The following is a 15424-nucleotide window of genomic DNA, read 5'->3' on the forward strand; positions in this document are numbered from 1 at the left end:
TTTTATAGAGCGGGAAACCGCTCTTTTTTAGAACCATTTTCAAAATGGTTCTTTCTTTAAATTTCGTTCGTCAAAACATCAACTTATATATGGATGAAAATGAATCAACAGGAAATTGGCATATAAGAAAACGGAGAGAGGGCAATCGTTCGGTTTTTGGAAAAAATTGCCAAAATTTATGAAATTTACTTGAAAAAATGTCGAAATTAAGATAAAATAGAAACATAGAAAACGCTTACAAAGAGGTGATTGCATGGACAAAAACGAAGCATTAAGAACCTTTACAACTGGTGAAAACTTTCATTTGCAACACTATCTAGGAGCACATCAGGAAGAAGTAGATGGTAAGGTCGGCTACTCTTTCCGTGTTTGGGCTCCCAATGCTCAGAGTGTTCATTTGATTGGTGATTTCACTAATTGGTATGAAAATCAAATTCCTATGGCACGTAATGAAGCAGGGGTCTGGGAAGTATTTACAGACCTACCAAAGGAAGGAGATATTTACAAGTACAATGTCAAACGTAGCAGTGGTCAAGAAATTTTGAAAATTGATCCACTGGCTATCTATTTGGAAGAGCGTCCTGGAACTGGAGCAGTTATCCGTACTATTCCTGAAAAGAAATGGAAAGATGGTCTCTGGCTAGCCCGTCGGAAGCGCTGGGGCTTCTTCTCACGACCTGTCAATATCTATGAAGTGCATGCTGGCTCATGGAAACGCAATGAAGATGGCAGTCCTTATAGCTTTTCTCAGTTAAAAGAAGACTTGATTCCTTATCTAGTGGAGATGAACTACACACATGTGGAATTTATGCCACTTATGGCTCACCCACTGGGACTTAGCTGGGGCTATCAGCTTATGGGCTACTTCGCCTTTGAGCATACCTATGGTACACCTGAGGAATTCCAAGATTTCGTCGAAGAGTGTCACTTGAACAATATCGGGGTCATTGTAGACTGGGTACCAGGTCACTTCACTATTAATGATGATGCTTTAGCCTACTATGATGGCACACCGACTTTCGAGTATCAGGACCACGATCGGGCTCATAACTATGGTTGGGGTGCTCTCAACTTTGATTTGGGCAAGAATCAGGTTCAGTCTTTCTTGATTTCCAGCATTAAATTCTGGATTGATTTCTATCATCTGGACGGGATTCGGGTTGATGCTGTCAGCAATATGCTCTATCTGGACTATGATAGCGGACCTTGGCAACCAAACAAAGATGGAGGCAATCGCAATTATGAAGGGTATTACTTCCTGCAACGCCTCAATACGGTTATCAAGCTAGCTCATCCAGATGTCATGATGATTGCAGAGGAAAGTTCCTCAGGCACCAAGATTACGGGTATGAGAGAGCTGGGTGGCCTAGGTTTTGACTACAAGTGGAATATGGGCTGGATGAATGATATCCTTCGTTTCTACGAAGAAGATCCGATTTATCGTAAGTACGATTTTAATCTGGTAACCTTTAGCTTTATGTACGTATTCTCTGAAAACTTCCTACTGCCGTTCTCACATGATGAAGTGGTTCACGGCAAGAAGAGTCTCATGCACAAGATGTGGGGCGACCGTTATAATCAATTTGCAGGGCTCCGCAACTTGCTGACCTACCAAATCTGCCATCCGGGCAAGAAATTGCTCTTTATGGGATCAGAATTTGGTCAGTTCTTAGAATGGAAGTCAGAAGAGCAGCTAGAATGGTCTAATCTGGACGATCAAATGAACAAGAAGATGCAGGGCTTTACTGCTGCACTCAATGCCTTCTATAAAGACAATCGTCCGCTTTGGGAAATTGATCTGAGTTATGATGGTATCGAAATCATTGATGCAGATAATGTTGATCAAAGTGTCCTCTCCTTTATTCGTAAGACTGAAAAAGGAGATATGTTAGTTTGTGTATTCAATATGGCGCCGGTAGAGCGGAAGAACTTTACCATTGGTGTTCCAGTGGAAGCCATTTATGAAGAAGTATGGAACACTGAATTAGAAGAATGGGGAGGTGTTTGGAAGGAACATAACGAAACAGTTCAGTCTCAAGAAGGACTTTGGAAGGATTATCCTCAGACCTTGACCTTCACACTGCCAGCTCTTGGAGCCAGCATCTGGAAGATCAAGCGTCGTATTAAATCAAAGTCGACTAAAAATAAAAAATAGGGTTATCCCATTTGTTGTAATTGAACTTGTATTAAAATATCGGAGAAAAATACGCAATTTGCGAAATGAAATGAGCCATAAGTTCGGATGCTGTAAGGTATAAGTCTTCCTTGGAGTACCGTTCCGTCAACACATTTCCTGTTTTTGATGTTTAATGCACTCGAACCTTAGCAAGGAGTAGTCTATGAAGAATGAAATGCTAGCTTTGATTCTTGCCGGTGGGCAAGGAACACGTCTTGGAAAGCTTACACAGAGTATTGCAAAACCTGCAGTACAGTTTGGTGGACGATATCGTATTATTGACTTTGCCCTGTCTAACTGTGCTAATTCCGGCATTCACAATGTCGGTGTCATTACTCAATACCAGCCTCTGGCTTTGAATAGCCATATTGGAAATGGGTCCAGCTGGGGATTAGACGGCATTAATACAGGGGTGTCCATTCTTCAGCCTTATTCTGCTAGTGAAGGAAATCGCTGGTTTGAAGGTACCAGCCATGCAATATTCCAAAATATTGATTACATTGACAGCATCAATCCAGAATATGTCTTGATCTTATCTGGAGACCATATTTACAAGATGGATTATGATGATATGCTCCAGTCTCACAAGGACAATAATGCCAGCTTGACAGTAGCTGTACTGGATGTGCCTCTCAAAGAAGCCAGCCGTTTTGGTATCATGAATACAGATGCTAATAATCGGATTGTTGAATTTGAGGAAAAACCAGAAAATCCTAAGTCAACTAAGGCTTCTATGGGGATTTATATCTTTGATTGGCAACGCCTGCGCAATATGCTGGTGGCAGCTGAAAAGAGCAATGTAGATATGTCCGATTTCGGTAAAAATGTTATCCCTAACTACTTAGAATCTGGCGAAAGTGTTTATGCTTATGATTTTGAAGGCTATTGGAAAGACGTTGGTACGGTTGAGTCTCTCTGGGAGGCTAATATGGAATATATCAATCCAGAAAATGCTTTGGATAGCCGTAACCGTCGCTGGAAGATTTATTCTCGTAACTTGATTTCTCCGCCAAACTTCCTCAGTGAAAATGCCAAAGTAGAAGATTCTCTGGTTGTTGATGGTTGCTTTGTCGATGGGACTGTTAAACACTCCATTCTTTCTACTGGGGCTCAGGTTAGAAAGGATGCCGTTATTGAGGACTCTGTCATCATGAGCGGGGCTATTATTGGTCAGGGTGCTAAGATTAAACGGGCTATTATCGGAGAAGGCGCCATCATTGCTGAAGGTGTAGAAATAGATGGCACAGAGGAAGTATTTGTTGTTGGATACAACGAGAAAGTGGGGGTACCAAAAGATGAAGATTGATAAATATTCAGCGATTTTAGGAAATACAGTCGGTTTCCACGACATGTCTACTTTGACAGATCATCGTCCAGTTGCCAGCCTTCCGTTTGGTGGGAAATATCGCTTGATCGACTTCCCGCTTTCAAGTCTGGCTAACGCAGGAATTCGTAGTGTCTTTGGTATCTTCCAACAGGACAACATTAGCTCAGTATTTGACCATATCCGTTCAGGTCGTGAATGGGGACTATCTACTCTCCTCAGTCACTACTATTTGGGGATCTACAATACTCGTGTAGAAAGCTCTACAGTCGGTGAGGAATACTATGATCAGCTCTTGACTTATCTCAAACGTTCTGGTTCTAACCAAACGGTTGCTCTCAACTGTGATATTTTGATCAATATAGATCTCAATCAAGTTTTCCACTTACACAATACAACGCAACAACCGATCACAGTTGTTTATAAGAAACTGCATAAAGAAAATATTTCTGAAGTAAACTCTGTTTTAAATATTGATGAAACGGACCACGTCAGAGGTCATAAGCTCTTTGATGAGCGGGAAGATGCAGAACTCTTCAATATGTCTACGGATATCTTTGTTGTGGATACTCCATGGTTAATTGAAAAGTTGGAGGAAGAGGCTAATAAAGAATACCCTCAAAAGCTTCGCTATGTCCTACGTGATTTAGCGGTTGAAGAAGGTGCTTTTGCCTATGAATATACTGGCTATTTGGCCAATATCCACTCTGTAGCAACATACTATCAGGCTAACATTGATATGTTAGAAAGCAAAAAATTCTATTCACTCTTTAGCCCAAATCAAAAAATATATACCAAGGTTAAGAATGAGGAACCTACCTATTATTCTCCTTCTTCAAAAGTGTCTCGCGCCCAATTTGCATCTGGAAGTATTGTAGAGGGTGAAGTTGCTAATTCAGTGATCTCACGTAACACTAATATCAAAGCTGGTAGCCAAGTGAAAAATAGTATTCTATTTCCTCGAGCTAAAATTGGGGAAAATGCAACAGTTGAATATGCCATCCTTGACAAAGGCGTTGAGGTTGCAGAAGGCGTCGTAATACGTGGAACAGAAGATAATCCAATTGTTGTTAAAAAAGGTCAAAAAGTAACAGAGGACATGATTCAATGAAGATTTTATTTGTAGCAGCAGAAGGAGCACCATTTTCGAAGACAGGTGGTTTGGGGGACGTTATCGGCGCTCTCCCAAAATCACTTGTTAAACATGGTCACCAAGTTGGTGTTATTCTTCCTTATTATGATATGACGGATGCTAAATTCGGCGATCAAGTAGAGGATCTCTTCTACTTTGAGGTTAGTGTTGGTTGGCGACGTCAGTATGTTGGGGTTAAGCGCCTGGTCTTGAATGGCGTTTCCTTCTATTTCATTGACAATCAGCATTATTTCTTCCGAGGTCATGTTTATGGAGACTTTGATGATGGTGAGCGCTTTGCCTACTTCCAACTAGCAGCAGTTGAGTTGATGGAGCGGATTGATTTCATCCCAGATGTCCTCCACGTTCACGATTACCATACTGCGATGATTCCTTTCTTGGTTAAGGAAAAATATCGCTGGATTCAGGCATATCAGAATATCAAAACCGTCTTGACCATCCATAACCTGGAATTCCAAGGTCAATTCCCGGACAGTATGCTCTGGGAGCTCTTCGGAGTAGGCTATGAGCGCTATGCAGACGGAACCCTTCGCTGGAATGACTGCCTCAACTGGATGAAGGCTGGTATTCTCTACGCGGACAGAGTGACAACTGTATCTCCTAGCTATGCTGGTGAAATTCGGACTCCAGAATTTGGTTGCAATTTGGATCAGATCCTGCGGATGGAATCTGGTAAGTTAGTGGGTATTGTTAATGGTATTGATACAGAGATTTACAATCCTGAAACAGATCCATTGCTAGCCCATCACTTTGACAAATCTGACTTATCTGGTAAACTAGAAAATAAGCGGGCTTTACAGGAACGCGTAGGCTTGCCTGTTAGAGATGATGTTCCACTTGTCGGGATTGTATCACGCCTGACTCGGCAGAAAGGTTTTGACTTAGTGGTTGAAGAGTTGCATAATTTTCTTCAGCAAGATGTACAAATCGTCCTTTTGGGTACAGGTGATCCAGCATTTGAGCAAGCCTTTGCATGGTTTGGTCAAGCATACCCAGACAAGCTTTCGGCTAATATTCTCTTTGATGTGGGATTAGCCCAAGAGATTTATGCTGCCAGTGATATTTTCCTGATGCCTAGTCGCTTCGAACCTTGTGGTCTATCTCAAATGATGGCTATGCGTTATGGAACTTTGCCTTTGGTACATGAAGTTGGCGGTCTGCGCGATACAGTAGAACCTTATAATGTTTATACAGGTCAAGGAACTGGATTTAGTTTTAATAATTTTTCTGGTTATTGGTTGAGCTGGACTTTTAAAGAAGCTCTTAACCTCTATACCCACGATAAGGAGGCATGGAAATCCATGCAAGAACAGGCCATGGAAAGAGATTTTTCTTGGGACACGGCTAGCTTGGCATATAGTGATTTGTACCAATCACTTCTATAACATTTACTTTGGAATCAGTATAAGCAAATCCTCTCTTGACCATGGGACAAGGGAGGATTTCCGTGAGAATTACATTTTTATATATTATCATGCTGTTTTGGAGCTTTGTTTTAGCTGGTAGCTGAAGCGAGTGTTTCCCATCTTGATTGAAAAAAGTATTTCTACATTAAAAAACTGTTTCCCGCTATCAAGAAAGGGAGATAATCGTCCACTATGGAACTGACAAAAGAGCAATTTATCCGAGATTTTAAGGATATTTTACATGAAAGACAACTAATAAAAGTAGCTGATGCAACGCCGAGAGAACTCTTCCAAGCTCTGGCTAATACTGTTCGTAAGTATATTACTCCACTATGGTTGGAACGCCGTAAAAAGTTGGTCGAACACCGCCAAAAAACAGCTTATTACTTCTCTATTGAGTTTTTACCGGGTCGTATGTTAGAAACTAACCTACTCAATCTTGGGATCCTTGATACTGTCAAAGATGGTTTTGCAGAAATGGGAGTAGATTTTACAGCTGTAAAAAATGCTGAGCATGACATGGCTTTAGGAAATGGTGGTCTCGGTCGTTTGGCTGCTGCCTTTATGGATTCTCTTGCTACAACGGGCTATCCTGGTTTTGGAAATGGGATTCGCTATCGCTATGGTCTCTTCAAACAACGGATCGTAGATGGATACCAGGTTGAAATTCCCGATGACTGGTTTGGAAGACTGGGGAATGTCTGGGAGACTCGAAAGGATCATGATATTGTAGACGTTAAAATTTTCGGTAATGTTTATCTCCGTGCTAACGAAGAAGGAAGAATTGTACCGGTTTATGAGAATTCTAAAACCTTGCGTGCGGTGCCTTATGATGTACCTCAGATTGGTTTTGGCAATGATAATGTCAATAACCTGCGACTTTGGGATGTTGAGATTCCAGAAGAATATGAGCTAGACTATCCGACAATCGAAGCTCGTCGCCGTGTGCAGGATATAACAGCTATTCTTTATCCAGATGATTCTAGTCATGAAGGTAAAGAACTACGTTTGATTCAGGAATACTTTATGACCAGTGCAGGTTTGCAGACAATTATCAAATCCTACCTCAAGCAAGGTCGTCCGCTCAAGGATATTCATGAGAAGGTTTCTGTCCATATCAACGATACCCATCCAGCTGTTTCACCAGCTGAATTTATGCGTCTTTTGATGGATGAATATGGTCTTGAATGGGCTGATGCTTGGAATGCAACGGTTAAGACCATGAGTTATACTAACCACACTATTTTATCTGAAGCTTTGGAAAAATGGGATGCTGAACTCTTTAAGAATGTCCTGCCTCGGGTCTATCAAATTATCTTGGAAATCGATAACCGTTATGTGACAGAAATGGCTAGTCGCGGTATTGCTCCGCAAATCATTGAAAATACTCGGATCGTCAAAGACAATCAAATCCACATGGCTCATTTGGCGATCATTGGCGGTCATTCGATTAACGGGGTTGCCAAACTCCATACTGAATTGCTCAAAGAAGATACCTTGCGTGACTTTTATGCTATCTATCCAGAGAAATTTAATAACAAAACCAACGGGATTATCCAACGCCGCTGGTTGCAAATTGCGGATGAGCCTTTATCAGCTGAGATTGATAAACTAATTGGTAAGGGCTGGAGAAGTGATATCCATGAGCTGCGTAAGCTTTTGGAATTCAAGGATGACAAGCAAGTGCTGGGCGATTTCTATCGGGTTAAGCAAGAAGCTAAGGCTCGTCTGGCTAACTTCATCAAGGAATCAACAGGGGTAGAAGTTTCTACAGAAGCTATCTTTGATGTCCAGGTAAAACGCCTCCACGCCTACAAGCGTCAGCTACTCAACCTGCTTCATATCATCAAGCTCTACTGGGACCTTAAGGACAATCCTGATAAGGATATGGTGCCACGTGTCTTTATTTTCGGCGCCAAGGCTGCTCCGGGCTACCACTTTGCCAAGTCTGTTATCAAACTGATCAATGAAATGGCCAATCTGGTCAACAAGGATGAAAGCCTGCAAGGCAAACTCAAGGTTGTTTTTCTGGAAAACTACCGAGTCAGCCTAGCTGAGCTCATCATTCCAGCAGCAGATGTATCTGAGCAGATTTCTCTGGCTTCCAAGGAAGCTTCTGGTACTTCCAATATGAAGTTCATGATGACAGGTGCCATTACCCTAGCTACACTGGACGGAGCTAATATCGAAATCAAGGACGAGGTCGGTGATGACAACATTGTCATCTTCGGAATGGACAAGGACCAAGTTTACGAGCACTATGCTCGCCACGATTACTACTCACGCGGTGTCTATGAGAGCAATCCAGACATTCGTCGAGTGGTCGACACCTTTGTCAACGGAACCATTCCAAACGTTCGTGAAGAAGGCTCTGAAATCTACGAAGCCCTCATCACCCACAATGACGAATACTTCCTCTTGGAAGATTTCCATTCCTATGTAGAAGCTCAAGAGAAGATTGATGCTCTCTATCGTGACAAAGAAAAATGGGCACGCATGAGTTTGATTAACATTGCTACATCTGACAAGTTTACCTCAGATGATACCATTGAGCAATATGCTAAGGAAATCTGGAACTTAGAGAAGTAGTATTCTTTGACAATTATGAATATTAAGAGGTTGAGACTTTGTGCTTAGTCTCTTTTGGTATTCAACTGGGATCGCATTTTAAACTGCCAAAATTAAAACCGAAATTAGAAAGAACATATGAGCTTAACTTATTTGAAAAACGGTGGTAGGGTTTGAAAGACTATACGACTTTTTATCGACACTTAACGGCTCCCTTTCGTAGTCGACCTCAGTGGGTGAAGGGATTTGCTTATTTTAATCGGGCGATGATAATTTTCATGCCCCTAGTCTATGGACTAGTCCTGCTTAGTGCCTATATAAATAAAGGGTGGAAAGGATTGCTTGCTTTTTGGCTCCTACCAGCTATTGGATTTGCTCTGTTGTCAGCTATTCGCAAACGGCTGAATCAAGCACGCCCTTACGAAAAATGGGCTATTCAGCCTTTGCTGGCTAAGGATACATTAGGCAAGTCCATGCCCAGCCGTCATGTTTTCTCATCAGCCTTGATTTCTATGTGTCTGTTCCACTTTTTTTGGCTACCGGGGCTTATCTGTCTCTTGCTTTCAGCAGGGCTTGCCATAGTGCGCGTGATTGGCGGGGTACACTATCCAAAGGATGTGCTAGTCGGCTATCTTTGTGGCATTTGCTGGGGGAGTATTCTTTTCATATTTTAATTAGCAACATTTGTCAATTTATTATTGTTGATTTGACAAAGAAGAACAGTTTTAGCACTTTTGTCCTATTTAAAAGCCATCTTTCAGGAAAAAAAGAGAAAGAAATAGCGAAATATAGCGGTTTTTATTTACTATATTTAATGAAGAAAAGGGTAATAAATTAAAATCGCTTACAATGTATAAAAACATTTGACAAAACAGTTTTTTAGGACTAAACTAAGGAAGTAATTTTAAAAACACAAAAGGAGAATTCATCATGAATTTAACATATTTAGGACTTTGTTTGGCCTGCTTTGGCGTATCGCTTGCTGAAGGTATGATTATGAGTAATCTATTTAAGGCAGCGTCTCGTCAGCCAGAAATTATCGGTCAATTGAGAAGTCTCCTAATCTTGGGAGTAGCCTTTGTTGAAGGTACTTTCTTTGTAACGTTGGCTATGTCCTTTGTTATCAAATAAGAAAGTATTCTCTTTAGAAAAGGGGGTGTCATCTGTTGGAAGAAAGTATTAATCCAACTATCAATGTGGGTCCTGTGACCTTTGATTTGACCCTGCTGGCCATGACTTTGCTAACGGTGTTTGTAACTTTTGGACTTGTTTATTGGGCAAGTCGAAAAATGACGATTAAACCGTCAAGAAAGCAGAATGCTCTGGAATACATCTATGATTTCGTTATAGATTTTACCAAGGGAAATGTTGGTGAGCATTATATGAAGAATTATTCGCTTTTTCTATTTTCCCTCTTTCTTTTCGTAACGGTGGCTAATAACTTGGGATTAATGGCCAAGGTTCAGACAACCAATGGTTTCAATCTCTGGACATCGCCGACAGCCAATCTCGCTTTTGACTTGGGGTTCTCTCTTTTAGTGACGGTATTCTGTCACGTTGAGGGAATCCGTCGTCAAGGTATAAAAGGATATCTAAAAGGTTTTGTGACTCCAGGTATCATGACACCCATGAATATCTTGGAAGAATTTACCAATTTTGCTTCGCTAGCCTTGCGGATTTATGGGAATATTTTTGCAGGTGAAGTATTGGCTGGTTTGCTCTTGACTTGGGCACATCAAGCAGCGTATTGGTATCCAATTGCCTTTATTATGAACATGGTTTGGACTGGTTTTTCCATCTTCATTTCCTGTATCCAAGCCTATGTTTTTACCATGCTAACATCTATGTATCTTGGTAAGAAAATTAATGGTGAGGAAGAATAAAAAGAAAGGATAGATAAAATGAATATAACCGTAGGTGAAATTATTGGCAACTTTATCCTGATTGCCGGCTCCTTTCTTCTTTTAGTATTTCTCATTAAGAAGTTTGCTTGGGGTAATATTATCGGGATTTTAGACCAGCGTGCTCAAAAGATTTCAGACGATATTGATGGAGCAGAATCTGCTCGCAAAAAGGCAGAAGATTTAGCGCAAAAGCGTGAAGAAGCATTGGTAGGAAGCCGTGAAGAAGCTGCTACTATTGTTGAAACAGCTAAAGAAACAGCTGAGAAAAACAAAGCGAGTATTTTAGCTGACACGACAGAAGAAGTTAGCCGATTGAAGCAAAAGGCAAATCAAGAAATTGCTCAATCAAAAGCAGAAGCTTTAAAATCAATCAAGGGTGATGTGGCAGATTTGTCAATTGATTTGGCTAGTAAGATTATTGGCCAAACCTTAGACAAGGAAGCTCAAAGTCAATTGATTGACAGTTATATCGACAAGCTAGGAGATGCCTAATGGACAAGAGAAGCGATGCGACCGTTGAAAAGTATGCTGCTCCATTTGTCCAAATAGTGCTTGAAAAAAATCAGCAAAGAGATGTATTTAGAGAGCTAAGTCAGATTAAGGGGATTTTTGAAGAAACCCATCTTGCTGACTTTTTATCGCATATTGGCGTCAGTCAAGCTGAAAAAAGTAAGGTTCTTCGTTTGTTTCAAACATGTGATTCGGTCTTGGTTAACAACTTGATCGAAGTCCTAGTAAAAAATGGACGGGAAGACTTCTTTTATCCAATCTTACTCGATATCTTGAAGAAAATCGAGAAGGAAACCAATGAATTTGAGGTAACTATCCATTCAGTGGAGGGATTATCAGAAGAGCAGAAGGCTCGGCTTATTCCTGTGATTGAGAAGAAGATGAACCTCAAGGTTCGTTCCATTAAGGAAAATTTGGATGGGAGCTTGATTGGAGGCTTTGCCATCACAGCCAATCATAAGATAATTGACACAAGCATTAAGCGTCAGTTGAAAGCAGTTAAAGAAAAATTGAAATAGAAAGTGGTGTTCTTTTGGCAATTAACGCACAAGAAATCAGCGCTTTAATTAAGCAACAAATTGAAAATTTCCAGCCGGATTTTGATGTTACTGAGACAGGTGTAGTAACCTATGTTGGTGACGGAATTGCGCGTGCGCATGGGCTGGATAATGCCATGAGTGGAGAGCTCTTAGTCTTTGAAAACGGCTCTTACGGGATGGCGCAAAACTTAGAATCAAACGATGTTGGGATTATTATTTTAGGAGATTTTACTGATATTCGTGAGGGGGATACCATCCGACGTACAGGTAAGATCATGGAAGTTCCTGTAGGGGAAGCTTTGATTGGACGTGTTGTGGATCCTTTAGGTCGGCCGGTAGATGGTCTGGGCGAGATTGCAACAGATAAAACACGGCCAGTTGAAACGCCTGCTCCAGGTGTTATGCAACGGAAATCAGTTTCTGAACCTTTGCAGACTGGTCTCAAGGCGATCGATGCCTTGGTTCCGATTGGTCGTGGCCAACGGGAATTGATCATTGGGGACCGTCAGACTGGTAAGACAACCATTGCTATTGATGCGATTCTAAACCAAAAAGGCCAAGATATGATCTGTATCTATGTAGCTATTGGTCAGAAAGAATCAACAGTTCGTACACAGGTAGAAACGCTCCGCCAGTATGGTGCACTTGACTATACGATTGTCGTGACTGCATCTGCTTCACAACCTTCTCCATTGCTTTACCTTGCTCCTTACGCTGGTGTAGCAATGGCGGAAGAGTTTATGTACAATGGCAAACATGTTTTGATTGTCTATGATGATTTGTCAAAACAAGCGGTAGCCTATCGTGAATTGTCCCTCCTTCTTCGTCGCCCACCAGGCCGTGAAGCATTCCCAGGGGATGTCTTCTATCTTCACAGTCGTCTCTTAGAGCGTTCAGCTAAGGTTTCTGACGAATTAGGTGGAGGTTCTATCACAGCTCTGCCATTTATTGAAACTCAGGCGGGCGATATCTCAGCCTATATCGCTACCAACGTGATTTCAATCACTGACGGACAAATTTTCTTGAGTGATGGCCTCTTCAACGGAGGTGTTCGTCCAGCGATTGATGCGGGTTCTTCAGTATCGCGGGTTGGAGGTTCAGCTCAGATCAAGGCTATGAAGAAGGTAGCCGGAACCTTGCGGATTGACTTGGCTTCCTATCGTGAGCTAGAAGCCTTTACCAAATTTGGTAGCGACTTGGATGCTGCGACTCAAGCAAAACTAAATCGTGGTCGTCGAACAGTAGAAGTATTGAAACAGCCAGTTCATAAGCCACTTCCTGTGGAAAAACAAGTAGTTATTCTCTACGCTTTGACCCACGGCTTCTTGGACAGTGTTCCGGTTGATGACATTCTTCGCTTTGAGGAAGAATTATTTGCCTACTTTGATGCACATCAAGAAGGTATTTATGAAACAATCCGGACGACTAAGGATCTTCCGAGTGAGGAAGTTCTGGATGCCGCTATTACTGAGTTTGTCAATCAGTCTAGCTTTAAATAAGAATAGAGGTGTCAGATGGCAGTTTCATTGAACGATATCAAAAATAAAATTGCATCCACAAAAAACACCAGTCAAATCACTAATGCCATGCAAATGGTATCAGCGGCTAAGTTAGGAAAATCCGAGGAAGCAGCTAAGAACTTTCAAATTTATGCTTCCAAGGTTCGGAAACTCTTAACGGATTTGCTTCATGGACATGAGGCAGAAAATGCTAAATACCATCCTATGCTGACAAGCAGACCAGTCAAAAAAACAGGTTACATTGTTATCACTTCTGACCGTGGCTTGGTTGGTGGCTATAATGCCACCATTCTTAAAGCCATGATGGAGCTGAAGGCAGAATACCATCCAATGGGAGATGATTTTGAGATTCTCTGTATTGGAGGTGTCGGGGCGGACTTTTGTCGAGCTAGAGGGGTTCAGCCGGTTTATGAACTGCGTGGCTTAGCTGATCAACCAAGCTTTGATGAGGTTCGTAAGATTATTAACAAGGCCATCGAGATGTATCAAAATGAACTCTTTGATGAGCTCTATGTCTGTTACAACCATCACGTCAATAGTCTGACTAGTCAGATGCGGATTGAGCAAATGCTACCAATTATTGACTTGGATCCAAATGAAGCTGACGAAGATTATACCGTTAATTTGGAATTAGAATCTAGTCGGGAAGCTATTTTGGACCAATTGTTGCCTCAGTTTGCTGAGAGCATGATTTATGGAGCTATTATTGATGCTAAGACAGCTGAAAATGCTGCCGGCATGACGGCCATGCAGACAGCGACTGATAATGCTAAAAAAGTCATCAGTGATTTGACGATTCAGTACAACCGCGCTCGGCAGGCTGCCATTACGCAGGAAATTACTGAAATTGTGGCGGGTGCTAGTGCCCTAGAATAGGCCACTGATTAATTAGAAATTAAACGAGGGAAATAACATGAGCTCAGGCAAAATTACTCAGGTAATCGGGCCAGTCGTAGACGTTGCGTTTGCAGCTGGAGATAAGCTACCTGAGATAAATAATGCACTTGTAGTCTATAAAAATGATGAGAAAAAATCAAAAATCGTCCTTGAAGTAGCTCTTGAGCTTGGTGATGGAGTGGTTCGGACTATCGCCATGGAGTCAACTGATGGTTTGACACGTGGTCTGGAGGTTCTTGACACAGGTCGTCCGATTTCTGTACCGGTTGGTAAAGAAACCTTAGGTCGAGTCTTCAATGTCCTTGGGGACACTATTGACTTGGATGCACCGTTTGGGGATGATGCAGAACGTCAACCAATTCATAAGAAAGCACCGACCTTTGATGAGTTATCAACTTCATCTGAAATCCTGGAAACAGGAATCAAGGTTATCGACCTTCTAGCACCATATCTGAAAGGTGGGAAGGTTGGACTCTTCGGTGGTGCCGGAGTTGGGAAGACCGTCTTGATCCAAGAATTGATTCACAACATTGCCCAAGAACACGGTGGTATCTCAGTATTTACTGGTGTTGGAGAACGGACTCGTGAAGGGAACGACCTTTACTGGGAAATGAAAGAATCTGGCGTTATCGAGAAAACTGCCATGGTCTTTGGTCAGATGAATGAACCACCAGGAGCACGTATGCGTGTTGCCCTAACTGGTTTGACAATTGCCGAATATTTCCGTGATGTAGAAGGCCAAGACGTGCTTCTCTTTATCGATAACATCTTCCGCTTTACTCAAGCTGGTTCTGAAGTATCTGCCCTTTTGGGTCGTATGCCATCTGCCGTTGGTTACCAACCAACACTTGCGACAGAAATGGGGCAACTCCAAGAGCGTATCACATCAACTAAGAAGGGTTCTGTAACCTCTATCCAGGCTATCTATGTGCCAGCGGATGACTATACTGACCCTGCGCCAGCAACAGCCTTCGCTCACTTGGATTCAACGACAAACTTGGAACGTAAGTTGGTACAATTGGGGATTTACCCAGCCGTTGACCCACTCGCTTCAAGCTCTCGTGCCTTGGCACCTGAGATTGTTGGAGAAGAGCACTACGCGGTAGCTGCTGAAGTTAAGCGAGTCTTACAACGCTATCACGAATTGCAGGATATCATTGCAATTCTAGGTATGGACGAATTGTCTGATGAAGAGAAAACTCTGGTTGCTCGTGCACGTCGGATCCAATTCTTCCTATCACAAAACTTTAATGTGGCAGAGCAATTTACAGGTCAACCTGGTTCTTATGTACCAGTAGCTGAAACTGTTCGAGGCTTCAAAGAAATTCTTGAAGGAAAACATGACAAGTTACCAGAAGATGCCTTCCGTGGAGTGGGTTCTATCGAGGATGTTCTGGCTAAAGCAGAAAAAATGGGATTCTAAGAGG

The 15424-nt window shown here is 41.9% G+C and carries 13 protein-coding genes; all 13 read left to right on the forward strand.

Annotated elements, in window-relative coordinates; translation table 11 throughout:
- Positions 1-253 precede the first annotated feature (253 nt).
- Positions 254-2155 (forward strand): 1,4-alpha-glucan branching protein GlgB, encoded by a 1902-nt coding sequence (glgB, locus tag O3640_RS09275; protein ID WP_045503874.1) that lies wholly within the window; start codon positions 254-256, stop codon positions 2153-2155.
- 184 nt (positions 2156-2339) lie between these two features.
- Positions 2340-3482 (forward strand): glucose-1-phosphate adenylyltransferase, encoded by a 1143-nt coding sequence (locus O3640_RS09280; RefSeq protein WP_061594345.1) that lies wholly within the window; start codon positions 2340-2342, stop codon positions 3480-3482.
- Positions 3472-4611, forward strand: a complete 1140-nt coding sequence (gene glgD, locus O3640_RS09285) for a glucose-1-phosphate adenylyltransferase subunit GlgD (RefSeq protein WP_061594344.1) — start codon at positions 3472-3474, stop codon at positions 4609-4611. The genes O3640_RS09280 and glgD overlap by 11 nt, the downstream gene beginning before the upstream one ends.
- Positions 4608-6038, forward strand: coding sequence for a glycogen synthase GlgA (gene glgA / locus O3640_RS09290; RefSeq protein ID WP_096755055.1), 1431 nt, complete (start codon positions 4608-4610; stop codon positions 6036-6038). Before glgD ends, glgA begins: the two co-directional genes overlap by 4 nt.
- A 213-nt stretch (positions 6039-6251) precedes the next feature.
- Positions 6252-8648 carry a glycogen/starch/alpha-glucan phosphorylase gene (locus O3640_RS09295; RefSeq protein WP_223361976.1) on the forward strand — a complete coding sequence of 799 codons (2397 nt, stop codon included), beginning with the start codon at positions 6252-6254 and terminating at the stop codon, positions 8646-8648.
- 152 nt (positions 8649-8800) lie between these two features.
- Positions 8801-9301 carry a phosphatase PAP2 family protein gene (locus O3640_RS09300; RefSeq protein WP_268723232.1) on the forward strand — a complete coding sequence of 167 codons (501 nt, stop codon included), beginning with the start codon at positions 8801-8803 and terminating at the stop codon, positions 9299-9301.
- A gap of 256 nt (positions 9302-9557) precedes the next feature.
- A complete protein-coding gene (locus tag O3640_RS09305; protein ID WP_045503865.1) occupies positions 9558-9758 on the forward strand; it encodes a F0F1 ATP synthase subunit C in 201 nt (66 codons plus the stop codon).
- A 35-nt stretch (positions 9759-9793) separates the two neighbouring features.
- Positions 9794-10510, forward strand: a complete 717-nt coding sequence (gene atpB / locus O3640_RS09310) for a F0F1 ATP synthase subunit A (RefSeq protein ID WP_045503863.1) — start codon at positions 9794-9796, stop codon at positions 10508-10510.
- A gap of 18 nt (positions 10511-10528) precedes the next feature.
- Complete coding sequence (gene atpF, locus O3640_RS09315; protein ID WP_048774975.1) at positions 10529-11023, forward strand: F0F1 ATP synthase subunit B; 495 nt, start codon at positions 10529-10531, stop codon at positions 11021-11023.
- Entirely contained in the window at positions 11023-11559 is a 537-nt protein-coding gene (locus O3640_RS09320) for a F0F1 ATP synthase subunit delta (protein ID WP_045635118.1), read from the forward strand. The genes atpF and O3640_RS09320 overlap by 1 nt, the downstream gene beginning before the upstream one ends.
- Positions 11560-11573: 14 nt before the next feature.
- Positions 11574-13079, forward strand: a complete 1506-nt coding sequence (atpA, locus tag O3640_RS09325) for a F0F1 ATP synthase subunit alpha (protein ID WP_012130615.1) — start codon at positions 11574-11576, stop codon at positions 13077-13079.
- 15 nt (positions 13080-13094) lie between these two features.
- Positions 13095-13976, forward strand: a complete 882-nt coding sequence (locus tag O3640_RS09330) for a F0F1 ATP synthase subunit gamma (RefSeq protein WP_012130614.1) — start codon at positions 13095-13097, stop codon at positions 13974-13976.
- 37 nt (positions 13977-14013) lie between these two features.
- Positions 14014-15420 carry a F0F1 ATP synthase subunit beta gene (gene atpD / locus O3640_RS09335; protein WP_008809477.1) on the forward strand — a complete coding sequence of 469 codons (1407 nt, stop codon included), beginning with the start codon at positions 14014-14016 and terminating at the stop codon, positions 15418-15420.
- Positions 15421-15424 lie beyond the last annotated feature (4 nt).

The organism is Streptococcus sp. 27098_8_75 (assembly GCF_041432475.1).
Classification (GTDB): Bacteria; Bacillota; Bacilli; order Lactobacillales; family Streptococcaceae; genus Streptococcus; species Streptococcus gordonii.